This is a genomic window from Acididesulfobacillus acetoxydans, from assembly GCF_902729405.1.
GTDB classification, from domain to species: Bacteria; Bacillota; Desulfitobacteriia; order Desulfitobacteriales; family Desulfitobacteriaceae; genus Acididesulfobacillus; species Acididesulfobacillus acetoxydans.
In genome coordinates, this window is the sequence record NZ_LR746496.1 from 1,334,722 (window position 1) to 1,360,845 (window position 26,124).

At 50.9% G+C, this 26,124-nt stretch carries 21 protein-coding genes, 2 pseudogenes and 1 riboswitch; of the genes and pseudogenes, 15 read left to right on the top strand and 8 right to left on the bottom strand.

Annotated elements, in window-relative coordinates; genetic code table 11:
- Positions 1-60: 60 nt before the first annotated feature.
- The 5 genes from MNU25_RS05895 to MNU25_RS05915 all read left to right on the top strand — a co-directional run bounded on the left by MNU25_RS05895 (position 61) and on the right by MNU25_RS05915 (position 5,163).
- On the top strand, positions 61-1,179 hold the full coding sequence (locus tag MNU25_RS05895; RefSeq protein WP_240984219.1) for an ABC transporter ATP-binding protein: 1,119 nt from the start codon (positions 61-63) through the stop codon (positions 1,177-1,179).
- The gene (locus tag MNU25_RS05900) at positions 1,180-1,830 is read left to right on the top strand and encodes an ABC transporter permease (protein ID WP_240984220.1); all 651 of its coding nucleotides are present in this window, start codon (positions 1,180-1,182) and stop codon (positions 1,828-1,830) included.
- 149 nt (positions 1,831-1,979) lie between these two features.
- Positions 1,980-2,942 (top strand): glycine betaine ABC transporter substrate-binding protein, encoded by a 963-nt coding sequence (locus MNU25_RS05905; protein WP_240984221.1) that lies wholly within the window; start codon positions 1,980-1,982, stop codon positions 2,940-2,942.
- 466 nt (positions 2,943-3,408) lie between these two features.
- A riboswitch (cyclic di-AMP (ydaO/yuaA leader) is annotated at positions 3,409-3,555 on the top strand.
- Between the two features lie 213 nt (positions 3,556-3,768).
- The gene (locus MNU25_RS05910; RefSeq protein WP_240984222.1) at positions 3,769-4,131 is read left to right on the top strand and encodes a YopX family protein; all 363 of its coding nucleotides are present in this window, start codon (positions 3,769-3,771) and stop codon (positions 4,129-4,131) included.
- Positions 4,132-4,317: 186 nt separating this feature from the next.
- Complete coding sequence (locus tag MNU25_RS05915) at positions 4,318-5,163, top strand: RNA polymerase sigma factor (protein WP_240984223.1); 846 nt, start codon at positions 4,318-4,320, stop codon at positions 5,161-5,163.
- A gap of 300 nt (positions 5,164-5,463) precedes the next feature.
- Here MNU25_RS05915 and MNU25_RS05920 read toward each other — a convergent pair whose 3' ends face one another.
- A complete protein-coding gene (locus MNU25_RS05920) occupies positions 5,464-6,426 on the bottom strand; it encodes a P1 family peptidase (RefSeq protein ID WP_240984224.1) in 963 nt (320 codons plus the stop codon).
- Positions 6,427-6,902: 476 nt separating this feature from the next.
- Between MNU25_RS05920 and MNU25_RS05925 the strand changes: the two are divergent.
- The 3 genes and pseudogenes from MNU25_RS05925 to MNU25_RS05935 all read left to right on the top strand — a co-directional run bounded on the left by MNU25_RS05925 (position 6,903) and on the right by MNU25_RS05935 (position 9,140).
- Positions 6,903-7,460 (top strand): annotated as a pseudogene (locus tag MNU25_RS05925) (Uma2 family endonuclease).
- A gap of 100 nt (positions 7,461-7,560) precedes the next feature.
- Positions 7,561-8,013, top strand: coding sequence for a pyridoxamine 5'-phosphate oxidase family protein (locus tag MNU25_RS05930; RefSeq protein ID WP_240984225.1), 453 nt, complete (start codon positions 7,561-7,563; stop codon positions 8,011-8,013).
- 347 nt (positions 8,014-8,360) lie between these two features.
- Entirely contained in the window at positions 8,361-9,140 is a 780-nt protein-coding gene (locus MNU25_RS05935; RefSeq protein ID WP_240984226.1) for an SEC-C metal-binding domain-containing protein, read from the top strand.
- A gap of 314 nt (positions 9,141-9,454) precedes the next feature.
- Here the strand turns inward: MNU25_RS05935 and MNU25_RS05940 are convergent, their stop codons facing one another.
- Together MNU25_RS05940 and MNU25_RS05945 are read right to left on the bottom strand one after the other, a co-directional pair.
- Positions 9,455-10,645 carry an IS200/IS605 family accessory protein TnpB-related protein gene (locus MNU25_RS05940; RefSeq protein ID WP_240984227.1) on the bottom strand — a complete coding sequence of 397 codons (1,191 nt, stop codon included), beginning with the start codon at positions 10,643-10,645 and terminating at the stop codon, positions 9,455-9,457.
- Between the two features lie 26 nt (positions 10,646-10,671).
- A complete protein-coding gene (locus MNU25_RS05945) occupies positions 10,672-12,360 on the bottom strand; it encodes a PucR family transcriptional regulator (RefSeq protein ID WP_240984228.1) in 1,689 nt (562 codons plus the stop codon).
- Between the two features lie 531 nt (positions 12,361-12,891).
- Between MNU25_RS05945 and MNU25_RS05950 the strand changes: the two genes are divergently transcribed.
- The 6 genes and pseudogenes from MNU25_RS05950 to MNU25_RS05975 all read left to right on the top strand — a co-directional run.
- Positions 12,892-14,397, top strand: coding sequence for a CoA-acylating methylmalonate-semialdehyde dehydrogenase (locus tag MNU25_RS05950; RefSeq protein ID WP_240984229.1), 1,506 nt, complete (start codon positions 12,892-12,894; stop codon positions 14,395-14,397).
- A gap of 357 nt (positions 14,398-14,754) precedes the next feature.
- Positions 14,755-16,119 carry an aspartate aminotransferase family protein gene (locus MNU25_RS05955; protein ID WP_277350663.1) on the top strand — a complete coding sequence of 455 codons (1,365 nt, stop codon included), beginning with the start codon at positions 14,755-14,757 and terminating at the stop codon, positions 16,117-16,119.
- A 395-nt stretch (positions 16,120-16,514) separates the two neighbouring features.
- The gene (gene ald, locus MNU25_RS05960) at positions 16,515-17,618 is read left to right on the top strand and encodes an alanine dehydrogenase (protein WP_240984230.1); all 1,104 of its coding nucleotides are present in this window, start codon (positions 16,515-16,517) and stop codon (positions 17,616-17,618) included.
- A gap of 6 nt (positions 17,619-17,624) precedes the next feature.
- The gene (locus MNU25_RS05965; RefSeq protein WP_240984231.1) at positions 17,625-18,056 is read left to right on the top strand and encodes a hypothetical protein; all 432 of its coding nucleotides are present in this window, start codon (positions 17,625-17,627) and stop codon (positions 18,054-18,056) included.
- Positions 18,057-18,220: 164 nt separating this feature from the next.
- Positions 18,221-18,754 (top strand): DUF6431 domain-containing protein, encoded by a 534-nt coding sequence (locus tag MNU25_RS05970; RefSeq protein ID WP_240984232.1) that lies wholly within the window; start codon positions 18,221-18,223, stop codon positions 18,752-18,754.
- 50 nt (positions 18,755-18,804) lie between these two features.
- Positions 18,805-19,584, top strand: a pseudogene (locus tag MNU25_RS05975) (DDE-type integrase/transposase/recombinase); the annotation flags it as partial.
- Between the two features lie 72 nt (positions 19,585-19,656).
- Here MNU25_RS05975 and MNU25_RS05980 read toward each other — a convergent pair.
- Positions 19,657-20,391 carry a tyrosine-type recombinase/integrase gene (locus tag MNU25_RS05980; RefSeq protein ID WP_240984234.1) on the bottom strand — a complete coding sequence of 245 codons (735 nt, stop codon included), beginning with the start codon at positions 20,389-20,391 and terminating at the stop codon, positions 19,657-19,659.
- A 228-nt stretch (positions 20,392-20,619) separates the two neighbouring features.
- On the opposite strand from MNU25_RS05980, the gene MNU25_RS05985 reads away from it, so the two are divergent.
- Positions 20,620-21,831 carry an IS256 family transposase gene (locus MNU25_RS05985; RefSeq protein ID WP_240984235.1) on the top strand — a complete coding sequence of 404 codons (1,212 nt, stop codon included), beginning with the start codon at positions 20,620-20,622 and terminating at the stop codon, positions 21,829-21,831.
- 342 nt (positions 21,832-22,173) lie between these two features.
- On the opposite strand, the gene MNU25_RS05990 is transcribed toward MNU25_RS05985, so the two are convergent.
- The 4 genes from MNU25_RS05990 to MNU25_RS06005 form a co-directional block, all read right to left on the bottom strand.
- Positions 22,174-22,866: a tyrosine-type recombinase/integrase gene (locus tag MNU25_RS05990; protein ID WP_240984236.1), complete on the bottom strand. Its 693-nt coding sequence runs from the start codon at positions 22,864-22,866 to the stop codon at positions 22,174-22,176.
- Between the two features lie 333 nt (positions 22,867-23,199).
- On the bottom strand, positions 23,200-24,087 hold the full coding sequence (locus MNU25_RS05995; protein WP_240984237.1) for an IS3 family transposase: 888 nt from the start codon (positions 24,085-24,087) through the stop codon (positions 23,200-23,202).
- Positions 24,088-24,131: 44 nt separating this feature from the next.
- Positions 24,132-24,461 carry a transposase gene (locus tag MNU25_RS06000; RefSeq protein WP_240984238.1) on the bottom strand — a complete coding sequence of 110 codons (330 nt, stop codon included), beginning with the start codon at positions 24,459-24,461 and terminating at the stop codon, positions 24,132-24,134.
- Positions 24,462-24,745: 284 nt separating this feature from the next.
- A complete protein-coding gene (locus MNU25_RS06005) occupies positions 24,746-25,996 on the bottom strand; it encodes a site-specific integrase (RefSeq protein ID WP_240984239.1) in 1,251 nt (416 codons plus the stop codon).
- Positions 25,997-26,124: the final 128 nt, after the last annotated feature.

A 26,124-nucleotide genomic window follows, 5' to 3' on the forward strand; every position in this document is an offset into this window, starting at 1 on the left:
AAGCGTTCAAATGTCCAACTTTGTACTTCGCATATCGAATCTTGCACATCGTAAGGGGGGATGTCTGTGATAGAGCTAAGAGAAGTAACCAAGTGCTATAAAGGCCAAACTGTACCGGCAATTGAAAAGTTGTCCCTCTGCATAGATGAAGGGGAGATTTGTGTTCTGGTCGGTCCTTCGGGTTGCGGCAAAAGCACTACCTTGCGCCTAATTAACCGCATGATTGATCTTTCCTCAGGAACGATCCTAATCAATGGGGAAGACATTCTGAATAAGGATCCGGATCAACTGCGCCGGGGCATCGGTTATGTAATCCAGCAGATCGGGCTTTTGCCGCACCGCACTATAGGGGAAAACATCGCGATTGTCCCACGCTTGTATAAATGGCCCAAAGGCAAGATCAAAGAACGGGTAAATCAACTTCTGACCATCATAGGGCTCGATCCGGATCAGACAAGAAACAAATATCCTTCCCAATTAAGCGGCGGACAAATGCAAAGGGTAGGGGTAGCGCGGGCGATGGCTGTTGATCCGCCGATTATGCTGATGGATGAACCTTTTGGGGCGGTGGATCCCCTGGTGCGCAGCCACTTGCAGGATGAGTTTTTGCGCCTGCAAGAGGAAATTAAAAAGACCATTGTGTTTGTAACCCATGATATTAACGAAGCGATTAAAATGGGGGACAAGATTGCCATATTTAACGAAGGGAGATTGGTGCAATTCGGCACTCCGGAGCAAATCCTGACTGATCCCGCCGATGATTTCGTGGAAAATTTTATCGGGCATGACCGGGTGGTGCGCATGCTCAGCCTTTACCGGGCGGAAGAAGCGGCCCGGAAGCGGGTGTGCGTCGTCCGGGACAATGAACTGGCCGGGCTGGCAGGCGAATTGCGCGAGGCCGGAACCGGGGTGGCCTTCATAATCGATGCCGGAGGCGGCCCTCTGGGCTATGTTACGGAAGAGGAAAGCACGGCCGTTTCCGGCCCGGAGAGATTAAAAGCCGTCGCCGCCGCACGGCGGAAAGCTTTTGTGCAGGCCAATACCCCCCTGCCGGACGCGCTGTCTATTTTGCTGGAATATGATCTCGATTGGCTGGGGGTGCTGCAAGGGAAATCCCTCTGCGGCGCGCTGTCGTTTAAGGATATCCAAAGACATGTTTACCGGAGAGAAGGTGAGTAAATGACCTTGAGCTGGGCGCGTTTTCGGGTGGCTCTGTTTCAAAAGGCTCCCGGTGCTTTGTTGACCCACCTGCTGATTGTGGTCATCACGATGGTTCTGGCCATTGCCATATCCGTTCCGGTTGGAATTCTCTTAACCAGGCCCAAATTTCGCAGGTTCGGGATGTTGGTTCTCAATATCCTCAATATACTGCAAACTATCCCCGGTTTGGCGGTGCTGGCTTTTACGATGCCGATTCTGGGACTGGGTCTTAAACCGGCTATCGTTGCCTTACTGTTCCAAAGCCTGCTGCCGATTGTCCGAAATACCATTGCCGGGCTGCTGGGGGTTAACGCCGACGTGAAAGAAGCCGCGGCGGGCATGGGAATGTCCCAGGCCAGAGTACTCCAGGAAGTTGAGCTCCCCTTGGCGATGCCGATCATTCTGAGCGGAATCAGGACCGCTACAGTGTATGTGGTCAGCACGGCAACTTTAGCTTCCATGATTGGGGCCGGCGGTTTGGGGGATATGATTTTTGGCGGTTTGGCTCTTATGATTCCTGAATACCTGATTGTGGGCGCCGGCTTGGGCGCACTGATGGCGATCGCCTTTGACCGGGCGCTAAGTTACCTGGAGCACATGATTACTCCTCCCGGTATGCGGGTTGAATAGATTAACCTGACCGGGTCTGGAGAAAGGAGGAAATAAAAGGACAGAAATAAAAGGACAGATTAGATGGAATCAGGCACAGGTTCATGGGAGGAAAGACTCAGAAGTAAAAAGAGGAAGCGCAGAACGGATTGTGCGAAAGGAGAATGTTCATGAAAAGGTTACCCCTGTTAGGACTGGTGACCGTTTTAACCCTGGTACTGGCTCTGGGGGCCATTGCCGGCTGCGGTACGGGGCAAAACGCGGCAAGTGCGGGGAATTCCGCAGCGGCGGGAAATGCTCCTAAAAAAGGCCCGATTATTAAGGTTTCATCCAAAACCTTCACGGAAGCCGAGCTTTTGGGCCAGATGACTTATGATTACCTGAAATACCTTGGTTATCCCGTAGAGAACAAAATCGATCTCGGAGAAATAGCGGTCATCCGTCCGGCTCTGACATCGGGCCAAATCGACCTCTATTGGGAGTATACCGGAACCGGCGTCGAAACGCTGATGCACCACGCGCCTGTTTATAATTCTCAGGAAAGCTACGATCTGATTAAAAACTGGGATGCTAAGAACGGGATTGACTGGCTGGATTATGCGCCCCTCAATGATACTTATGGGATTGTAGTCCGTCCTGATATTGCTCGGAAATACAATCTTAAAACTATCTCTGATTATGTGAACCTTGTCAAGAAGGGAGTGCACCTGAAATTTGTAGGCTTCCCTGAGTGGGACGGCCGGGCCGACGGTTTGCCGGCATTTGAGAAAGCTTATAATTTCACGATGCCGAAACAAGATCTGGTCAACGTGGCTATGGGTTTAGGTTATGATACATTGAAAGCGAAAAAAGGAGATTTAATGATCGCCAATACCACAGATGCGGGTATCGTCGCTGACAAGTTTGATCTTCTCCAAGATAACTTACATGCTTTTCCGGTCTATAATCCCTGTCCGGTCGTCAGAGAACAGATTGTGAAAGCTTATCCCACTTTGCCGGGTGACTTGAAAAAGCTGAGTTCTTTGCTGGACACGCCGACCATTACCGGACTGAACAAACAGGTTGATGTGGACAAGAAAAGTATTGAGACAGTCTCTTCTGATTTCCTCAAGAGCAAAGGCTTAATCAAATAGGTTTTCCCTTTGTTATAGGTCCGCCGGGAGAAATAAGCCTGGCGGGCCTTATGGCTCCTGTTTGCCAAAGCGCGTGCCCGGCCGGCGTGCTGCTATGATCAGGGTTTAGGAAATGTTTGGCACGTCTCAAAATTTTGCACCTGTTTAACAGAAGCAACGATTATTTGGAAACTTCAGGCGAGGTTCCCTCGCCTTAAAGCGGTTGACTAACCCCATCCCATAAACGCCGGGTTGCTGGGCGATTCTCTCTCAAACGCCTTCCTGGGTACTTTCTCCTTGTCAAAGATCGTTGTTTACGCTATTTGGCATCTTGGACTCAGGGACTTCCAGAATTAGTTAATGCGTCAGCACCGGCCGCCGGGCGGAAGCTTTGACAGTCCCTGCCCGGCATGGTAGAATAATTATAGGATGTAAGCCGCATCCGCGAGGGAACATCGCTGCCGGCGGCAACAACTGCATAAGATGAAAAGTTCAAGCGCTGAGTTCTCTGTCAGAGAAACGGGGGAACCAAAATTTCCGGGGTGAGTCCACGCGGGTACTTGATTCCGTGTGGTAGGGTTATCTTTCGACCCGAACCCGTCAGCTAACTTCGTAAGCGTTGAAAGGAGATGTAGAGGCTGGGTTTAGCTTTTATATGCCTGTGTACCTTTTGACCCCGCGCTTGTTGAAGCCGGGGTTTGTATTTGTGTTTTTCCCCGTCAGCAGGGGATGTTGCGAACATCCCAACCTGCACAACCCGGTCGCCTTCAGCGATTGCGCGTGTTAGAGTCTCGTCGGAACGCAAGCTCAGTTCAAGGCTCGGTCCAGTGAAAGAGGAGGTAGCAATTTGAAAGAGTTTAAGTTCAGAGTCTGGGATAAAGTCAAAAGAACGATGTTGAGGCCGCAGGCCATTACGTTTGATATCCAGAGTTTAGCGCCTTTCGCCGTCAGTGTACCCGGCCGTTCGTGGGAACCCGTCGGGAAATTCGACTTGCTCCAATGGACTGGTTTATCCGATACCAAGGGCAAAGAAGTGTACGAAGGTGATTTTATCAAGATTGCGGGGACGATTTACCGAGTGACTTGGAGCCAAGCGGCCGCCGGTTTTGAACTGGTAGAGGTAGGGGATTCGGGTAATCGCAGTATCGTTGATGTTGGAATGGGCATACTGGTGGGAAATCAGTTTGAAAACAGCGATCTCGTGCACTAGGATGCGGCTTGAGGAAGCCGGCAGTATTTCACATCCCAAGGAAACCCAACAAACCGCAGTACCGAAATGTCGGTGCCGCGGTTTTCTTCTGTCGGAGAGTGCCTTTGAACCGGAATTCTCAATCACTTTGCCACGTGACGTTTTTTCTTCGGTCTCGTTTTAATATATGAGGGGGGAACAAAGGAGATGGGAGCGGAGTTTAGGGGAGATGAAACCGAAACATGGTACAATCAAAGCGTGACGCGGCTTTATCGGTTTGTTTACGGACGAGTGCAGAATAGGGCTGAGGCGGAAGACATTACGCAAGAAGCGTATGTACGTTGTCTGAAAATGTACAAAGGCAGAAACAGCTTGCCCCCCTACGCGTACTTGCGGCAGACGGCCCAAAACCTGATTTATGACCGCTATCGCAGTTTACTCACCCACCCGGTTTCGACTGTTGACCCCAAAAGGCCGCAACAAATCTATGCCCGGGCGAAAAGCGTCGTTTTCGCCTATGGTGACACCGTCGTTTCGGAAACCGTGCCCGATGCCCCCTTTGTTTTGTCCCCTGGAGCCGCCTTGGGTCAGGCGGACGGCGGTCAACTGGAAGTGTTGAAGGATAGTCTGCGCTGGCGCCAAGGTGGTTTGGAAATCAAAGCAGAGGGGCCCCGGGCACTTGAACTGGCCAGGCAGTTAGCGAAAATCACTCTGCCGCAGGCCGGACAAGGGACGGGTCAAGTGCCTCAGGTTAAAGTTCCGGTCAATATGGAAGTGGTCAGAAACAGTCAACAGCAGGTGGATGCCGGCAGCAGCCCCTGGCAGCTCGATCCTCTGCAAGTGGCACAGACCTTCGTGGCGCTCAAGATGTCGCCCGGAGGAATCAAAGGTAATCCGCCCGTCGCTTACTCCTCCTTTAAGTTGGCGGTGAACACCGGCGCGGAAGCCGTCGTCCGGGTGGCCCAGGGACCGGTTAAGACCGTTTACCTGAAACGGCTGGTGCGCCAGGATGCGAGCGGCATTTGGACAGTGGTCGGCTACGCTCCCAGGTGAAAGAGTGGGTCGAGGACATCGGTCCGGACGAACTATACTGCAAGAGCAGAAATACCTGAGGCCGCTTCTGTCAAAGGAAAGGTCCCGGAGAGAACTTCTCCGGGGCCTTTCTCCGTCAACCGGACGCCCGGTTTTATGATCTTCCTGTTGCACGATTAAGCCATCTGCCCCCACAATAAGGCTGACAAATTGTTTGGAGTACAGTTGACGCATGAGGGAATCTTTAAAAGGTGACGCAGCTTTTGGTGCAGGAGAGAGGCGAGAAATTTCCGATTTGTTGCCTTTCCGAGCTGAGAGGGGTTACGGTGCCTTTCCTGCCGGAAGTCCTCCTGCAGCCGTGGCGTATTCGACGGCGTTGAGGACCGCTCTTTCGACGGCGTCCACCGTGGCGGCGGCCAAAGCGAGGATTTCTCCGTGCCATTCACCTTTGACCTTACCGGTGGCCAGGGCGAAGAGGGTGTCCCCGTCGAAGAGGGTATGGACCGGCCGGATGGTCCGGGCCAGGCCGTCATGAGCCAGCTTGGCCAGGTGATTGGCTTGCTCCACACTCAGATCGGCGTCTGTTGCCACCACGCCGATGGTCGTGTTCGTCGCCCCCAAGATGGATTGCCCGCTTCCTTTCTGCACTTCCCGAGCCGTGTTGACGAAACGGCCGGTAAGGGGGTGGCGTGTGCCCGCCAGGATGGTGTTGTCTTGCGGGCGAACGACGTCGCCAAAAGCATTGACGACGATCAAGGCCCCGACTATGGCCTTGCCCACCCGGATACTGGCTGTACCCAGCCCGGATTTCGTGGCTTGCCCCGGACCGAAGAGCTTGCCCACAGAAGCTCCGGTTCCGGCCCCCACACATCCTTGAGCCACTTCACCCGTTCCGGCAGTCTGGCAAGCCTGATAGCCCATGGCTTCATCCGGCCAGGCGACTTGACCGAGAGGCAGATCAAAAATAACCGCTCCCGGGACGATGGGCACTTTGGTGACGCCGACATCATAGCCGATTCCCCGTTCCCAGAGGTAGCGCATGACGCCGGCAGCCGCATTCAGCCCGAAGGCGCTGCCTCCCGCCAGGAGAATGGCCTGCGCTTTGTCCACGAGGGTAGCCGGGCGGCAGAGATCCGTCTCCCGCGTGCCGGGGGCCGAACCGCGGACATCGACTCCGACCACAGCCCCCTCGCGGCAGATGATGACCGTGCAGCCCGTCAAAGCGTCACGGTTCTCGGCCTGTCCGACTTCGATTCCGGACACGTCGGTGATGGCATTGAACACGAGATCACCCTCTTTTTTTTAATCCAATCGCAAGACTCCTACTTCTACAAGTGGGAGTGGGTCCCACGTACCCTGCTTCGGTGGGGGTAGACTCAGCCTTTGGCCGTTATTGTCCACCGGACGGTCACGCCTTCGGCGTGATCGTAATCATCATTGGCAGTGTCCCAGTGGCGATAGTCTCCACTGGAGACTATCGCCACCGAAGACATTCTCACCGCACAAGTAACACCACCACCGTCACAGAGTCGCCCAAATGAAGACAAAAAGCCCGCGACTCAACCGCAAGCCAGTACCAAAGATAAACGGGGCAACTGTCAGTATCAGGTTTTTCCCCAGGGCCGCTTTATGAGCGGAGCCAGTCCAATGCGGCGCCGGCCCGGTTTCCGGGGCGTGCTGGACGCGGAAGTTTCCGAGGGATATAATGGAAAAGGAGCGGATCGTGCAGAAACAGGGTTTCCCGGAAAGGAGAGTCTTAGGTGCTTCCCGAAAGGACTAAGGTCAGTTACGAAGAATTCCTGAGTTTGAACCAGGCGGACGAGAGATTGGAATATATCGAGGGAGAAGTCTGTCTCCTGGTATCACCCAGTGTAGAGCATCAGCGTACGTTGCTCAATATAGCTTTTGTCTTTAAAAGTTATTTTAAGAGAAAATCTTGTGAACCGTTTATTGCCCCTTTGGATCTCATCCTGCGCAAGGAAGAGGAAGGTGTTCCCCACCATGTTCAGCCGGACATCATGGTCATATGTGATAAGTAGGGGCCAAAAGATAATCAATACCAAGGGATACCGTCTTTGATCGCGGAGATTGTATCGCCAACCAACGGTCCGTATGATCGGATCAAGAAATTCAATTTGTATATGCGCTTCGGGGTTAAAGAGTACTGGCTCGTCCATCCAAAGTTTAAAACAGTTGAGGTGAATGTCCTAAATGAGGAGGAGCTCTATGAGCAGTCAGGCATTTACAAAGGACCGGATGTCGTATTCTCACAGAGTTTCCCCGATTTGGCGGTTGATTTAAAAGATGTATTTGCTTAAGGGGCAGGTTAGGGAGGAACGATATACGAAGTGCTGCTCCCATTTGTCAAGGGAAACTCTTGCGATCAAGATGAAAGGATGATGAAAGATGGGGATACCCATGCGCAGACAGGACCGGAAAACGGAGGACGATCACGCTCAGGAGTTGCTGCGAAATGGCACTTATGGCATCTTGTCCACGGCGGATGCCCAAGGGAATCCTTATGGGGTTCCTCTAAGTTATGTCTACATAGGAAGGAATCTCTACTTTCACGGTGCCCACGAGGGTAGAAAAGTGACAAATGCTCGGCAAAATAAGCAGGCTTCGTTCTGTGTCGTAGACGGGGCTGAGCCTTTGCCGGAGAGGTTTAGTATGCGTTACCGCAGTGTCATCGTCTCCGGGGAAATCACAGAAGTGGAGGGAAGGGAAAAAAGAGAAGCCCTGCAGGGTTTTTTGCGCAAGTATTCGTCTAACTACCTGGAGGAGGGACGCCGCTATCTGGAAAAGACCGAAGAGCAAACCATCGTTCTCAGGCTGGAGGTTCAAGAGCTCTCGGGCAAGACCAGAAGCTGATCGGATAAGTAAGTTAGCGGCCGGTTTTTTCCGTTTCATTATCCTGTCGATGCAGCCAGGCATGGGCTCGCAGGGCTAATCTCCCCCTACCATGTCTTTGTGCTGGGTCTCCTGCTAGGGCTCCGTCCAGAGTATAAAAGGCTGACAAGACAGAGGCTTTGGTTCAAACAGATGATGATATGGAATTAGCATTTGATATCTCGGGGTCGGCAAGCACTCATGGGAAAAATATTATGATGTGATGAACAGTTCCTCATCAACCTCCGGAAAAGGCGCAGGGAAGAGATATTGCGGCACGGTTTGCGGCCCTGCTTGACTAAGGTTGGTACGAGAAAGGGGATGCCGATATGACCCTGTATCAAGATTTCGACAAGATTTTGGAGAAAGGCTATGAGGAATACTTTCAGCACCACGATTTGAAGGCTTGTGTACAGTGGCGGGATGCCTGGCTGCTTTTCCTGAGGATCGTGGACAGTGAAGGAATTACTTCTATCAAAGAATTTGATCGAAGATTTCACGGTTATGAAATGGTTTTCAACTGGACTCAGGACTATGAGCAGGCTCTGGCCAATGCCGGACGCCGGGAATCCAATTTTTTCGCCACAAGAACCGCGTATTGTGAGGAATTCTTGCGCCGGTTTGAAAGTACCAGTGATCCGTTAGTGCTTCAGAACATGAGGAGAGCTGTCGGCGAATCGTATTTCATTTTAGGTCATAGGGACAAGGCTGAATCTCTCTTCGAGGGATGGTTGAGTCAGGATCCGAGTTGGGGCTGGGGCTGGATAGGTTGGGCCGACTGTTGGTACTTTGAAACCGTTGGAACCAAAGAGGATCTGGATAAAGCCGTTGAGATCCTAAAGAAAGGGCTGCAATCTTCGGATGGGCGGGACAGGGAATTCGTCCTCGAAAGGATGAGGGATGTTTACCTCAAATTGGGCTTGACAAAGGAAGCACAAATGTATGAAGAAATGCTGCGAGATTTCTTGGCTGAGAAAGAGATGCACAAGGTCGTGGAAACGTCTTTGCCAAAACTGGTCAATGGTCCGGCCGTGAGCCACAAGATCGGTCGCAACGATCCGTGCCCCTGCGGCAGCGGCAAGAAATACAAGAAGTGCTGTGGAAAATAACCGGTGAAACGGGTGAAGGTCGGTGTAGATACGTTTTGAACCTCCCCGGACTGAAGTCAGAGGATTCCCGGTTGCTTCCGGGGACTTCGTATCTGCCTGGGGTACACGTTAACCGAAGTGATCGGGCCGTAGGCCCCACTGCTGATCCCGCATTTTACCCAGTCCAAAAGACCAGCGGGTTCGTGCCTCATCCGGTTAACCCTATAGGCTAACCGAACGCCCAGCCGTCACCGGCCAGGGCTTAAAGCGTATTTAGGCAAGCCATTTTTTTCTGAAGTTCCGGCCAATACCGAGTGAACCGATGTAGTCCGCGTTCACGTCTTTGACGCCACAGGTCGGGCACTTGGCGTGAGCCACGCCTTGGTAACGCGTGAGTGTACCCCACAGTAGGGGCATTCTTTAGATGTATTCCTGGGACTGACCCGGTTGACCACAATCCCTTCGTGCAGCGCCTTATACCGGGTATACTTGACAATCCGCCCTTTGACCCAGAAGATAAATTTCTGGTTGAGCCGGTGAGACTTAGTTCCCTTGCTGGGCTTGAGGTTTGTTAAGTGCTCAAAGACGATGGTTTTAGCTCCGTGCTTTTTGGCAAACTCCACAATGGCCCTCGAAACCCGGTGTGCCACATCATCGTTGAAGTTGCCAATTTTATCCCAAAGGTCTGCCGCAAAGCGTTCCCCTTCGGGAATCACCCGGGTCTGTTTCTGAAGTCTCACAACTTTCTCAAGATAGCCCTTCCTAAGATGATTGTCCTCACCACCCGATATAACCTTAGTGGCTAAGACTCGACCTTTCCTATCCTGAATCGTCATGACGAGATGGTGGTTGATCCCTAAGTCCACGCAGCACATTCTGAAGTCGGTCTTTCCCACTCTGACCTGGACACTCTCCAACTTTACCGCTTTTCTCGGCAGCACTACCGGTACGTGTAACTGCCAGCCGCCCTGTTTATGGATGAGCATGGGGGTTCCCGCCTCATACCCAGCCGGCACAATCAGGGGTTGCAAGAGCACGGCTTTCCGGTACGCGTAGCTTTTACCGGTCCAGACTTTGAACAGGACATGGTGCGCATCCAGGATTTTAATCTCCGTTCCGTAATAAGTGAGCCAGTTGTTTCCGACCCCCGGAAAAAGCGGAGGATGTTCTTTAAACACAACCTCCTTTTTCCCTTGGCGCACTCTGACCTCGTTTTTCGCTGAGACCTTGCTTTTATGCTCCTGCCAGCGGTTGTAACGGGTAAGCCAGGAACAGGCTTCTCCATAGGCTTCCGCTATCGCGGCCCGCCGCATCCCGGAAGGGTAACGGGGAAACACTTCGTCGAAGGGGTAGAGCGGATGAGGATTGTCTGCGCTCCGATGTGTTAAATGCTCTGCCGCATGAAGCCAGTCAGACACCCCGAGGAGTTCCTGATGTTCTTGAAACACGTGCAGAAAATAGTCCAGCACCTCCCGATACTGCCCGGTCGTGGCTGTGAGCAGAATACGGGTATCCTCGGGTACCACAAGGTTATAGCGCTCGGATAAGTAAGTTAGCGGCCGGTTTTTTCCGTTTCATTATCCTGTCGATGCAGCCAGGCATGGGCTCGCAGGGCTAATTCCAAACTGAGGCGGTTCTCAGGTTTAAGGTAATGGCTGCCGAGGAGTTGTTCTATTTTCTCCAGACGATGGTAAAGCGTCTGGCGACGGATGAACAGCTTTCCGGCAGCTTCTTGTTTGGAGAGGTTTTCGTCAAGTAAGACGCGGAGGGTCAGGAGGAGCTGGCTGCCCGACTTGGCATCATAACTGAGAATGGGACCCAGATAGTCTGCAATGAAAGATTCCAAGGCCTCGCGGCCCGCTTGTAAAAGGAGTCGGTAGACCCCCAGGTCTTCGAAAAAGGGACTGCGAAATTCTGCGGTGAAAGCGAGAACTTGTTCAGCTTCTTTAAAAGCTTGATCGGCATGGGCGTAGTTTAGCGAGGCATTGCTCACTCCGAGGTGCAAACGGACGTCCGCTCCGAGAGCCCGCCGAGCGGCTTCTACCATGTCGTTCAGCGCTTTTTCCAGAGGAAGCCGAGCGTTTTCGTGCGGAGACAGCCGCCTGGCAGGGACCGAGTTCGTTTCCACGAGCAGAAAGTAGAGACGATGGCCCCTACTTCTCAAGAGGGAGCGAAAGGAGTGCCGGGTTAGGAGGAAACGGAAGATCGCGAGTTGATCATGAAACGGGGAATCCGTTTCATGGGTCCAGTGGAGTTCGTCTTCGTCCGAGAGGGCTTCCAGGATGGCAGCCCAATAACGCGGACGATGGGAAGACGTGGCGTGCAAGCCCAGAATGGCCCGGAACTGCTCTTCTGTTCCGGGGCGGTTTTGCAGGATGTCTTCCAGAAGGCGGTTTTCGTTGTCCAAGGAGCGCTCTTGGGCAAACATCCGGCGCAACAGGATCTGGGCCATGGCGATGGCGGTATAGTCTAAAATGAGGTGCAACATCTCGTCCGGCTGGTTTTCGTAGAGAACCAGCCCCAAATAAGCGAGGACTTGGCCCATGGCGATCACAGGTTGGTAAAGAAAGTATTTGTGCGCGGCGATGGGGAGAAATCCACTGCTTTCCGGCAAAGGATCGAGACTCAGGAGAAAAGCCTGAAGCCAGCCGGTGAGTTCCGCCTGAACACTTTGAGGCATGTTTGGGGAGAAAAGAGGCGGACCCTGCAAGTTTAAAAAAAACGTCTGGGCTTGTACCATGGCTTGAAAGTGGCCTAAAATCCGGGGCAAGCTTTGGGTTTGCAGAGTGAGTCTCTGCAAGTCACGGGCATAGCGCTCCAAACTTTTTAAGACTTGAGTTTGACAGTTGACCAAATTTTCATGCAGGTCAAGGGTAATATCCACGAAGCGTACGGGTTGATGAAAGACGATTAAGGGGAATTCGTGGTGATCAGAGAGTTCGCGCATATCCCGGGGGATTTCCCGGATGTAGAGGCCAAGCTCCAGGCAGAGACCTACCGCCTGCCGCTGAATGACTTCATTGAGATAAGAAAGGCGCTTGGCTGCGCTCTCACCGAAACCCACCCCGGTCGAAAGCAGGAGTTCGCCCCCGTTGAGAAAAGAAGCGTTTTCCGTACTCTCTAACACGTGAACCCAGCGAATCGGACGCGTCAGACCACGGCTGCCGGCAATTACCTCGGCATGTTGAAATAAGGGTCTTTTTAAGGCGTCGGCAATGGTGAGCAGCTGTTCTTTGTTCATAGAACGTTCAAGCCTCCAGTTTCTCCGCCTTTTAACATGACTTGCGATTTGCCCAAGCGTGGGACTCCCATTCCCGTAGATCCTCTGCTCCCGGGATGGCCACGTTTTTCAGCCGGCTTGAACTTCCCTGACTAATATCCGCAGGTCCCCATGGAGAATATTAATCCCTGCATTTTCATCCACTCGTGAGACTCCCACTTCTACAAGTGGGAGTGGTGCCCCGTACTCCGCTTCGGTGGGGGTAGACTCCCTCACCGAAGTCTCGATGTTCAGCTTTAGCTGAACCAGTTCACCCCGGCTGCGTACTGACCGGCAAATGAGATATTGCCGTAATCCTCAGTGCACGCCACCGTATTTTCGTGAATGAGCTTTGCGGAAAGCCGGTGAAGCAGATCCCGACGCAGTGGGGATAGTTTACGTAGTGTCTAAAATACTAGGAGTAACAGTTGACACTTTGCCTCATGAGGAATCCTTAAATTCTGCTAAGATAAAAGTAACAGAATTTTTGAGATAAATAAAGGGGTGACCGGTTTGAACAGACGAAAAATCGAAAGATTGCAAAATTATATTGCGGGTCAATGGGTAGACCCTGCCCCCACCCGCTATGAAGAAGTGTATAACCCGGCTACAGAAGAAGTGTTGGCAAAAGTCCCTTTCTCCGGACGGGCCGATGTGGATGCCGCGGTGCAAGCCGCGGCGGAGGCTTTTCCTGCCTGGAGCGCCACTCCGGTCGTGGAGCGGGCCCGTATCATGTTTCGCTTTCAACATCTTCTCTTTGGGCACCAGGATGAGTTAGCCCGCTCCATTACGACCGAGAACGGCAAGAACATAAACGAAGCCAGTGCTGAAGTCCTGCGTGGCATAGAAATGGTCGAATTTGCCGCCGGGATGCCCACCTTGATGATGGGGGATGCCTTGCCCAATATTGCCCGGGGAATCGACGGTGAGACCATCCGCCTGCCTTTAGGGGTTGTGGGGGGAATTGTCCCCTTTAATTTTCCGCTTATGGTGCCGATGTGGATGTATCCGGTCGCACTCACGGCCGGAAATACTTTTGTCTTAAAACCTTCGGAACGGGCGCCTCTTTCTTCCATGCGGGCCATGGACTTATTACGGGAAGCCGGTTTGCCGGCTGGGGTGATCAATCTCGTCCATGGTGCTCATGAGGTGGTCAATGGCCTCTTGGAACACCCGCAAGTGAAGGCGATCTCTTTTGTCGGTTCAGAGCCGGTGGCCGAGTACATCTATAAGACCGCGGCGGCCAACGGGAAACGGGTTCAAGCCTTGGCGGGAGCGAAAAACCATCACCTGGTCCTGGCTGACGCCGACTTACGCCGGGCGGCCAAAACGATCGTCAGCTCCGCTTTCGGTTCGGCCGGAGAACGCTGCATGGCGGCCAGTGCGGTAGTTGTGGTCGCAGAAGTCGCCGACCGGCTTATGAGTCTGTTGCTGGAGGAAGCGGCCGCCTTGAAAATGGGACAGGGTTTGGAAAAAGGGGTGGACCTGGGCCCGGTTATTCGAGCCAACCACTTGGAAAGGGTGCACGGCCGGATCGAGAAGGGCCTGGCGGCGGGGGCGACCCTGGTCCGGGATGGGCGACAAGATGCCCGGGCCTTTGGGCAAGGATATTTCCTGGGCCCGACGATTTTCGATGATTGCCATCCGGATATGGAAATTGTGCGCGAGGAAATTTTTGCCCCGGTCCTCAGTGTCATGCGGGTCAAGGATTTTGAGGAAGGGCTGGACACCATCCGGATGTCCCGCTTTGGCAATGGGGCGACGATCTATACCCGCAGCGGTTATTACGCCCGGGAGTTCGTCCTCAGGGCAGAAGCCGGGATGATCGGAGTCAATGTGGGAGTCCCCGCTCCCATGGGATTTTTCCCTTTTTCAGGCTCCAAACGCTCCTTCTTCGGGGACCTCCATGTCAACGGCAAGGATGGGGTTGAGTTCTATACCCGGAAGAAGACGATCACGGCCCGCTGGTTCGCGGAAGGAGATATGGGGATTGGCTCGCAGAAGGTGTTTGTCAAGTAGGAGTCCGCGCCTGTTGCGGCTGGGGTTTAGGAGAAGTGGGGAGGGGAGGTTAACCCTCAGGGGTTGGGGCTGGGGCCGTTCTCTGCTGTAACTTTGGGTTTTAAGGCTGGTATGATCACAAACCCGTGAACATCGAACTTCGGGTATGGAGTATGGAGTATGGAGTATGGAGTAGGAGTATGGGGCAGGAGTATGGAGCATGGAGTAGGAGTATTATGGTTGGGGTGACGATCTATGACGTCATAGCGAGGTATGGAGCATGGAGCAAGAGTATGGAGCATGGAGCAGAAGTATGGAGCATGAGGCAGGAGCATGGAGTATAGAACATGAGACTATGGAATGAGAGGGGTGTGCCCGGTGGCTGAAGCTAAGGACTTGAAGACCTGGAACAAAGAAGACTTGCTGGAAAAAGATCGTACTTATATGTGGCACCATATATCCCAGTACAATCCCAATCCCTTGATTGTAACGGAGGGCAAAGGATCCTGGATTACGGATGTGGAGGGAAACCGGTATTTCGACGGGATGGCGGGTATCTGGTGCACCAATATCGGCTACGGACGGCCGGAACTGGCGGAGGCCGCCTACGAACAGCTCAAAACGTTGGCCTTTTTTCCTTTGACCCAAAGCCACATTCCCGCGATCGAGCTTTCCGAGAAAATCAGCGATTGGCTGGGGGATGAATACCGTATTTTCTTTTCCAACAGCGGTTCGGAAGCTAATGAGGTCGCTTTCAAAATCGCCCGTCAGTACCATCATCACCGGGGGCAGTCTAACCGTTACAAGATCATTTCCCGCTACCGGGCTTATCATGGTAACTCCCTGGGGTCGTTGGCGGCCACCGGGCAGTCCATCCGGAAAATGGACTATGAACCTTTGGCTCCCGGATTCCTGCACGTCCAGCCTCCCTATTGTTACCGTTGTTCTTTCGGCAAAACCTATGGCAGATGCAATTTGGAATGTGCTCAGGTTTTTGCCGAAGCGATCAATTGGGAAGGGGAAGAAACCATAGCCGAAGTGATCATGGAACCGGCTATTACCGGGGGCGGAGTGATTGTCCCTCCGCCCGAGTACCTGCCCAAAGTGCGGGAGATTTGTGACAAACATGGTGTCCTTTTGCACATTGATGAGGTGATCTGCGGCTTCGGTCGTTCCGGACGGAAGTTCGGGCATCAAAACTTCGGAATCAAGCCCGATATTGTGACGATGGCTAAGGGGATTACGAGCGGTTATCTCCCCTTGTCGGCCACGGCTGTGCGGGCCCAGATAGCAGCCACTTTCATGGGGACCGCTCCCAACCAGCATTTCCGTCATGTCAATACTTTTGGCGGAAACCCGGTATCCTGCAAGCTTGCGCTTAAGAATATGGAGATCATGGAAGAGGAGAAACTCGTCGAACGCTCCGAGCAGCTGGGCTTGGAACTGCGCCAAAAGCTCTCCGCCCTGGAGGATCACCCGCGCGTGGGCGACATCCGCAGCTTCGGCTTTATCGCCGGGATTGAGCTGGTGGAAGATCGGGAAACGAAAGAGCCCGCGGCTCCCGACAAAGTGGTTAAGGTCATCAATGAATGCAAAAAGCGTGGGCTCATCATCGGCAAAAATGGAGACACCATTCCGGGCTTTAACAACATCCTCACCCTTTCGCCTCCGTTTTCCACGACGAGTGAGGATATCGACTTTATCGTGGGCGTGCTGAAAGAAGCTTTGGCGACGATTGAGTGAGAAGGTATTCACTCTGGTTTCTGACTCGTGGGGCGTGGGGCTGGCCTCTGATTGCGTGGAGGTCAGTCGCTGGCTTGAAGAAAAGTGAGAAAAAATCGTGAAAGAGGGAGAAAAGGAGAGTCAAAAACTAAGAAGGAGAAAAGGAGGGTCAAAAACTAAGAAGAGTAGAAGAGAAGGTATAAAGGGCGAAGGAAAGAACAAAAGGTAAAAAAAGAAGAAACGGGAGAAAAGAAGGAGGAGAAGAGAAGAGAAAACAGAAAAAGGAGACGAGAGAGACAAGAGAGACGAGGGAGACGATAGAGAGACGAGAGAGACGAGAGAGACGAGGGAGACGATAGAGAGACGAGAGAGACGACAGATGAGACGAGAGAGACAAGAGCAAAGGAGAGAATGGCATGATTGTCGGGTTACCGAGGGAGATCAAAAATAATGAGAACCGGGTGGGAATGGTTCCGGCAGGAGTTAAAGCCCTGGTGAAAGCGGGGCATCAGGTTCTGGTTCAGGCGGGGGCCGGAATAGGGAGCGGATTTAGCGACGAAAACTATGCGGCGGCGGGAGCTCAAGTTCTAGACTCAGCACCCGAAGTCTGGCACAGGGCGGAGATTGTCGTCAAGGTGAAAGAACCCCTGCCGGAAGAGTACCACTATTTCCGGGAAGGACTCATCCTTTTCACGTATTTGCATCTGGCGGCTGCCGGAGATTTGGTCTTCAAACTGATGGAGCATAAGGTTAAAGCCGTTGCTTATGAAACGATCCAGTTGCCGGACGGTTCTCTTCCACTGCTCCAACCTATGAGCGAAGTCGCCGGCAGAATGTCTGTCCAAATCGGAGCGCATTTTCTGGAGAAGGCCCAGGGTGGGCGTGGAGTTTTGTTGGGCGGGGTGCCCGGAGTGGAGGCGGGGAATGTCGTGATTGTCGGGGGCGGGATCGTCGGCACCAACGCGGCGAAGATGGCCGTGGGTCTCAGAGCCAGGGTGACGATTCTGGAGAATAACCCGAAACGCTTGCGTGAACTGGAGGATCTGTTTGGAGCAACCGTTCAGGTCCTGATGTCCCATAGCTATAACATTGAGAAGTCGGTGGCCCGAGCGGATCTTTTGGTGGGGGCGGTCCTGATTCCAGGAGCTAAAGCCCCGCACCTCGTGACGGAAGAAATGGTCAAAACGATGAAACCCGGGTCTGTGATCGTCGATGTGGCGATTGACCAAGGTGGCTGCATTGAGACCATTGACAGGGTTACGACCCACGATCACCCAACTTATGTGAAACACGGTGTTGTGCACTACTGTGTCGCTAATATGCCCGGGGCCGTGCCTTACACTTCTACCCTGGCTTTGACGAACGCCACTCTGCCCTACCTCATGCAATTGGCTGGCAAAGGGTTGGAACGGGCGGCGGCCGAAAACAGTGCGCTCAAGAAAGGCGTGAACGTCCTGGGGGGCAAGGTGACTTATCGGGCGGTGGCTGAGGCCTTCGGGCTGGAGGTCGGGGAGTGGTGAAGCCAATTGAAACCAAGATATTTTTCGCTAGGGGTGTATGGGAATTGGATTGGTCCGGTTGCATTTTGTGCGGGTGCGTTATTTTTGTACTGGGGGGGCTGGCCACTGGTTGGACAGGAAAGCCTACTCTTTTTGGTGGGGGTCGTGATCTATGCTTACTACTTCAAACGTCTTTCTCTGCCTTTGAGGGATATTAAGGCGGGGGTGTGGTGGATCGCTTTTATTCTGTTTGAGAACATAATAAGCTATATTGGTTCGTTCAATAGCTCAGTCAAGCTAATTCCATTTCCTTGGGACAATGCAGTAATAATCGTTTTTGCACTGTTTTTTTACTACTGGGGCATCTCTTCTGGTTATAGAACAAAAGAACTTGAAGATTATGTGAAGGGTGTGAATGCTGACTTTTGGGATGACCTCGGTGTTTGGGCTAGAGTATAAAGTCCGAAAGCTGGCGGTATTGCCTGTCCAGGAATTGCCCGATATAATGACCATATCTTTGGAAAGGAAAAGGATGCCTCGTTAACCGTAAATCCGCCATCAACAGATTCACGAGAGGCATCCCTCAAAAAGGATCATGGTTATTATATCAAAATATGATCTAATTGAAGACCCCCTTACTAAAGTTTTTTGTTAGGTGTGCAGAGTCCGTCCCTTGTCCTTGCTGCGGAGAACAGCTCAGCGTCATCGGAAGTCGAAGAAGGAAAATAAAAACCCGTTCTGGGCAAACCCGGGTGCTAATCATTCGTAGATTGCGTTGTGCGCAGTGCAGGCGAATTCATCACGAACTGCCTGACTGTATCGTGCCCTACAAACGTTATGAATCTTCCTGTATCGAATGCGTCGTTCTGGAGGGTTCTGAGCCTACCGACGTTGCGGCAGATAATGCCACATTGTACCGTCTGCGAGTGTGGTTTATCACGATCCTCCCGTATTTTCTGAGCTGTTTAAATGCCATTGCGATTCGTCTTGGGCAAGACCCTGTGGAGGAGCCGTCCGTCCCCACACTTTCTGCACACCAAAGAATTGGACTTTACGTTGGACATACATCCGGTTGGCTGGCGAGAATTGTCCGCCCCCTCGTCAACACAAATTCCTGGGTACAGACCCGTTCTGCATTTCTGTCCGGAAACGCCTGAGGTAGACTGAAAATCGAAGTCTACCTAAGAGAGAGGAAAGGTGTTTGCGGATGAAAGATCAAAGAAAAGCCGAGGAGATTGCGGCCGAGCGTGTTCAGCTTTTGTCGCCTCTCCTGACGGAAGGGCTCGATCCGGCCAAAGCACGGGAGCTCAAGTACCAACTGTGCCTTGCCCACGGAATTTCCGAGCGAACCCTACGGCGTTACTTAGAGACTTATCATCAAAAGGGATTTGAGGGTCTCAAACCCCAAGGAAAAGGTCGAAAACCAACGGAGACGATCGCCCCAGAGCTTCTGGAACAAGCGATTCTGTTGCGTCGGGAGGTACCCCGCCGGAGCATTGCCCAGATCATTCAGATCTTAGAATGGGAAGGCAAAGCGAACCCTGGAGAACTCAAACGCTCCACCTTGCAGGAAAAACTCACAGAGCGCGGTTACAGCACGCGCCAGATGCGGATGTATGCCAGTACAGACATCGCTTCCCGACGTTTTCAAAAGCGGCATCGTAATCAATTATGGCAATCCGATATCAAATTTGGCCCATACCTTCCGATTGGCCTCAAAGGCTCCATGAAACAAGTGTATCTGGTCACCTTCATAGATGATGCGACACGGCATGTGTTGCATGGGGCCTTCTATCCGACCCTTGATCAAATGATCGTGGAAGACTGTTTTCGAATGGCTATTCAAAAGCGGGGATTGCCGCAGGGGGTGTTCTTTGATAACGGAAAGCAGTATAGAACCAAAGCAATGAGCCGAACCTGCTCCAAACTTGGCATCCGTTTACTCTATGCAAGGCCATATGCCGCAGAATCCAAAGGTTATGTTAAGACTTCCGTTATGTAAAGATTTTCGGTGAAATCCTTGAAATAACGAAAGTCCCAACGAGATTTCTTTACATAATCATCTTCGGTTGAATGTTTTCAGCCACTGTTTCAAATCAGTATTGTTATCCCATTCCGCTGTCTCTGCTGGAACGATTTCTTTACTGGCTGCCTCAATCGCTTCACGTTTTCGCCTCGCATCTGCTTTTCCGTACACCTCCGTTGTTTTAACACTGACATGGCCAAGCAAATCCCGTATGTAAATCAAATCCACCCCGGAATCTACAAGCCCCATAGCGGTCGAATGTCTCATTTTGTGGGGACTGAAATCCTTTGGAATAATCTCCGGATTGATTTCCCGAGCGGATTTCGCATATTTAGTGACAAGATAGTTGATGCCTTGTCTGGTGAATTGAGTATTCATATGGTTTGTAAACAGCCATTCTTCCAGTTTTTCCTGCCTGTCATACCCCTTTCGAGCCAGGTATTTCTGTATGGGTGAAATGATATTGCCCATTAGGGGGACATAACGGCTTTTCTGCCCTTTCCCATGAACCAGGAGCGTATGCGGTGCATAAAGTGACAGATCTTTCACCCGGATGTTTATGAGTTCACTTACACGCAGGCCTGTTGTATAAAGAAGAGACAGAATAACATAATCGCGCAGACCATTAGACGATTCATGATCCACCTGCTCCATGAGCAGCTTTATCCCGTCCGTTTTCATATACGATATTTCTTTCTGAGGTACTTTTTTTACTGGAATTCCGAGGATTCGCTGATATTCATCCAAATGCTCAGGAAATTCGTACATAAGAAACCTTACAAAGCTGTTAATGGTAGCCTGCCGTTGGTTCCTTGTCGCTATCCCATTTAGCCGGTGTTCCTGAAGCCATTCCAGAAACAGCAAAACGTTCTTACGGGTCAGGTCAGATATCTGTATCCTGTCTGCGGATATATGGAGTTCTTCTTGCATGTATGTCAGAGGACGTATGAAGTTTTGTGTAAATGGTTAGAACTACCAATAAGGAGTTGATCATTTATGCAAGATGTTAAAGACCGGTTAGCCCGTGAAGTCGCCAAGGACTGTAAGACCGTCGAAGACGTCCACAACACGCTCAAAGACCTCTTCAGACGCACCCTGCAGGAGATTCTGGAAACCGAGATGAGCGACCATCTTGGTTATGAAAAACATAGTGTTGAGGGCAACAATTCAGGCAACAGCCGCAATGGATATTCGAGAAAGACCATTCAAACACGTATGGGTGAAACAGAACTGGCGATTCCCCGGGATCGCAACGGCGAGTTTGAACCACACATCATCAAGAAGTACGAGAAAAACGCCAGTGAACTCGAACAACAGATTATCGCGATGTATGCCAAAGGCATGTCGACCCGGGATATTGAAGCCCATATGCGCGATATCTACGGCATTGATGTCTCAGCCGAGTTGGTCAGTAAAATCACGGACAAGGTCATGCCACTCGTCACAGAATGGCAATGCAGACCCCTTGAGCGTATCTATCCCATCGTCTTTCTGGACGCGATTCACTTCAAGGTTCGCAAAGATAATCGGATTGTCACCAAAGCCGCTTACTCTGTTTTGGGTCTGGATGTACAAGGCCGTAAAGATATTCTCGGAATCTGGATTGGCGAAAGTGAAAGTGCCAGCTTCTGGCTCAGTGTCTGCAACGACTTAAAGAATCGGGGCGTAGAAGACATCCTAATTGCCAGCAAAGACGGGCTGACAGGCTTCTCAGAGGCCATAAACAGCGTTTTTCCCCGAACATCGATTCAACTGTGCGTGATTCATCAGATTCGCAACTCCATGAAGTATATTTCCTTCAAAGATCGAAAGCCGGTGATGGCTGACTTAAAACAGGTTTACCAAGCGGCGACTTTGGATGAAGCCGAATTTGCTTTCGAAATGTTCAAAGAAAAATGGGGTAAGAAATTTCCATTGGTAATTCGTTCCTGGGAAAACAACTGGCTGGAGCTCACCACTTACTTTGCTTTCCCCCGAGAAATCCGCCGGTTGATTTATACAACCAATACAGTGGAAGCCTATCACCGACAACTGCGGAAAATCACGAAAACGAAAACGGCTTTTCCCACGGATGATGCCCTACGAAAAATCGTTTACCTGGCAACCATGGAAATCACGAAGAAATGGACTATGCCCGTTCAAAATTGGGCAGAATGTATCTCACAGTTTGCGATACAATATGGGGACCGGCTCAGCGGTGCGCTCTAGTCAGGGGCTTCGCCCCTGGAGTTTATCGCCTTGGTTCTGCCCGTAAGGAAATGGAGTTGGAAAGGGAACCCTATAAAGCCAGTTCCCATTTCCTCCGGCAGAAACCAGTTGGGCGCTCAGGTTGCTCTCCAGCAGAGCCCTACCCTCCCAGATTGGCAAGAGCCAGCTATATTCTAACCCAAAAATCGTTTGGGTAGAAATACCATTTACACAAAATAATTTACATTCCCGTATGTCACGTAGAGTATGAATGCGTATCTGTAAGAATCAATAGTCATTGGCGTACTGCCGCTCTCATTGGGTAAATAAACGGTGAAATATTTATTCAAATACAGAGCAAAATCAGTTGTTTTCATGGCTTACCACCTCACTGAACACCTTGTCCATCTTATCCTTGAAACGCTTCTCAATATACGGATACAGGCTCATTGTCAGTCTGACATACTGTTCCGTGGCGTAGATCGTCTTATGACCAAGATACGTAGACAGGATGGGAAGTGCCACGTACATATCCAACCCGGAGTCAACCATTTGCTTAAAGGAATGCACAGAAAAAGTATGGCGCCAGTCGTGCAGCCTTGGCCCTCTGCCTCCCCCAAGGTATGGTATCCCGGCTTTCTGAAGGAATAGCCTATGGCATTCGTAAACAACACGGCCGCTCAATCGTGCTCCGTTGGATGTGGTGAATATATACTGCTCATCATCCAAAAGATAAAAACATTTTTCTGCATACTTCTGCATCAAGTCTCCAAGCTCACCGCTCAAGACGATATGGCGTTCGTAATTGTTCTTTGTTTCAAAAAGCCTAATTATGCCGTCCTCAAGATCCACATCTTGTTTTCTGATGCCAAGCGTTTCATTTATCCTCGTTCCGCAGCAGTACAGAAGCCGGAAGAGTATCGGAAACTGGATGGCATCCTTACGATTCCGCGAGGACTCATATGTATCAACCGCATGAAAGTATCTTGTTATTTCATCTTCGGTATATATGTACGGCTGAAAACCCGTCTGTCTGTGGCTAATATCTCTTGTCACAAAGACGTGATATCCCTTGCGGCTTAGATAGATCAAGAATCGTTTAATTCCATTTATCCGGGAATAGCGGGGCAACCCCCTAATTTTAGAGCCTTACTCCCTTATTCTCGTGATTTCATAGTTTTATGATTTTGTCCAAGAAGGCTTAGCATAAGCTCACTTGACAACCGCTTGGCCGAGTTTACAACTTCCGGCCTCTCAATGTAAAGGGTCCGCTTTGCCGGGCTTACGCCCGCCCTTGACATTGAAGTCCTCCAGCCGTTGTGCGCAGTCAAGCGGTTGTCAAGGGTTTATCCGCAGATGGAATCTGCCCTCTGCTGCACATCAGCACACTTAAACTTTCACCACAAAGCGTTTGATTTCTCCTTTGCTGAGCTTTTCTTGGAATTCTTCAGGCGACAGGTCGTAAAGGCTGTCGTGATAACGGCGTTTGTTGTAGAAGTCAAGATAGTTAACGATTACCTCATACGCTTCGGCGTAACTGCCAAATTCATGTTTTGAGAGGCATTCCCGTTCTAGGTTGGAGTGAAACGATTCGATGTGAGCGTTCTTGTTCGGTGTCTTCGGCGGAATTCTCTCGTGCTCTACACCCCAACTTTCACAAGCGGTCTCAAAGATATGACTAATAAACTGCGGCCCATTATCTGTCCGGATCACGGGCTCATTTGAGCTTCCAAATATTCGCCGACGCCAGAGAGCTCTTTCCAAGGTCTGGGCGGCGTGTTTTCCTTCGCAGCTTAAACCAATATGGTAATCGACCAGACTGCGGTCATACACGTCAAGAATGCCCATGAGAAAGAAGAATCGGTCTTCTCCGCGGATGTATCCGTACTTGATGTCCATTTCCCAGAGTTGATTCGGTGCGGTTATCTCTCGATTTCTTGCGATCCGGCGGGGATGCTTGACTCGTAAACGCTTAGCCGCCTCCAGAATATCCAGCTCTTTGCAGAGCCGATAGCCTTTTTTAAAGCTGATAACCAGATTCCTTTGCCTTCTTAAGCTTAAGGTGAGCTTTCGGTAGCCATACGCAGCCTCCTCTCCGGCCACAAGTTCCAGAAGCCATTCTTTGATCTCTTCGTCACTGATTAGCTTGCCCTCTTGGGTTCGGCAATAACCTGGACGTGGGCGTCCCCCCTTGTTTTCACGCTCCTGCTTAGGTACCTGTTCCGATTTCCTTCGGTTGTAGTACGTTGCTTCGCTGACACCAACAATTCTGAGCACATGAGCTACTGCATATCCCCGGTCAATCCATTGCTCAGCAACCTCTATTTTTTCGGAAAGCCGGGCTGGCGGTTTTTTAGAAGATCCTGATAAATTGCGATCTCAAGGTCCTTTTCTCCAAGAATCGATTTGAGCCTTCCGTTTTCCTCCTCGAGCTCGCGAAATTCCTTGGGTGACGGAAGGTACTCCGCTATCTTCTTTGCCTCGTCCGAAGCCTGTCCCCACGCCTTGTGCTCACTCTGCTTTCCCCAACGGTAGATTAGCCCAACGCTTATCCCATGTTTTTTGGCTACGGGAACCGCGTTGCCGACCTCCCGTACCTCTCGAAGAACCTCGGTCTTAAATTCTTTTGAGTATCGATTACGCTTCACCATATCCCCCTCCACATCTTCAGTGTACCCTATAAGGGGCTATGGCTCAAGTTCGGTTAGGGGGCTTTATAGATAGTGCGTAGTGCTTGCCTCATTTTCTTTCCGCTGTATCCATTCTGTTGCATGCTGGCTGGTGAAAACTGGTTGACATATTTCATGTTCAATGCAAAAGTGGTCAAACTGCCGTAAATGGTTGCAATAACTTTTTTCTTTATACCCGGAGGCCACAATGTAGTCCAAATATTGACCTATCTCCTCTGAAAAAACGGATTTTAATTCTGATCTGTTCATGCTTCGCACCTCCCTGCCCTGTAGTGCTTTGAATATATCCTTGGCATGGAAAGCGGGCATTGGCGCAGCTTTTCCACATCTACTTTCAGATACACCTTGGTGCTCTCGGTATCCTGGTGCCCAAGGACAGTACTGATGATGGGCATGGAGACATTCTTTTTTAACATGTTAGTTGCCAAACTGTGCCTCAGAGAATGTGGTCCATGTTTCTTGGTTTCCCAGTTCATAATGTTTGCCTTGCGCATGTATTTCGTCACAATGGAATGCACGGTCGGGGGTGAAAGCGGCCGGCCCTTTTTTGCTGATTCTGCCGACACGATGATTTCTTCTGAATCAGTTACAGGACGCCCGTGCTTCAGATAATCTATAATAGCGTTGCCCACTGAAGAGAGTAGTGGATACTCTACCGGTATATCCGTTTTATGTTGGCAGAAACGGACGATATTTTTGTCCCAGTCTATCTGACTGAACCGGAAGCCTACGATGTCACTGGAGCGCCATCCATATTCGGCTGCAAGCAATAAAATCAAGTAATCCCGTTTTCCTGTGACAGATGAGCGTTCCACTGATGAGATAATTGTACGGATTTCATCTTCATTGTATGTCGTAGGAATCTTGCAACGTCGATTGTAATTATCATCCAGAACGAAGATAGAGTTGTCTTTGTCGGTAATGCCGTTATCATGTGCGTATCGAAAATAGATACGCAGCGTTGAACTGCAGTTGTGCCTGGAGGCGAGCGAATAATCCATTGAGTCAAAGAAATCCTCAATGACCTCAATACAAAGATTATCTAGTGTTAAAAGGTGTTTTTCCAGGTAACAAAAGAATCCGTATAGATACTGTTCCTTGTTCTTGATTGTGCTCTCCGAAAGAAGCTGCACATTGCGAAGGTAAGATAGGTACAGGCTTATATCCATGCCTATACTACCGTGGAAAATCCTTTCAACCTGTGGGGTACGGAATTCAAAATCGCCGTCTTTCTGGTAAGAAGTCAGCATACGGACCGCACGTAGCCGTATCCGATTGGTGTGTGTTAGCTTTTCAGCCAATATATGAGTTCCCAGAGTCTCATCACAATACTGGAACCCAATTGATTCGGAAAAAGTCGTGTAGTTCTGCAGTTTCATCCAATTAGCGAGATTTTCCCATTCTGCTTTGATTCTGCCGAGGTGTATAGCGGCATACTCCCGACTGTTTAGCTCGTCTTCGCATAAAGAAACCAATGTTTTAAAGTCAGTTACCATAAATCAAACCCTCCTTGATGTTTTGATCTATGAGTAACACTTCCTGATTATTATGTAAAGATATATAACACCAAAACAGGGTGCTTCCGCATTTTGGAATCGCATTTCTTTACATAACGGAAGTCTTA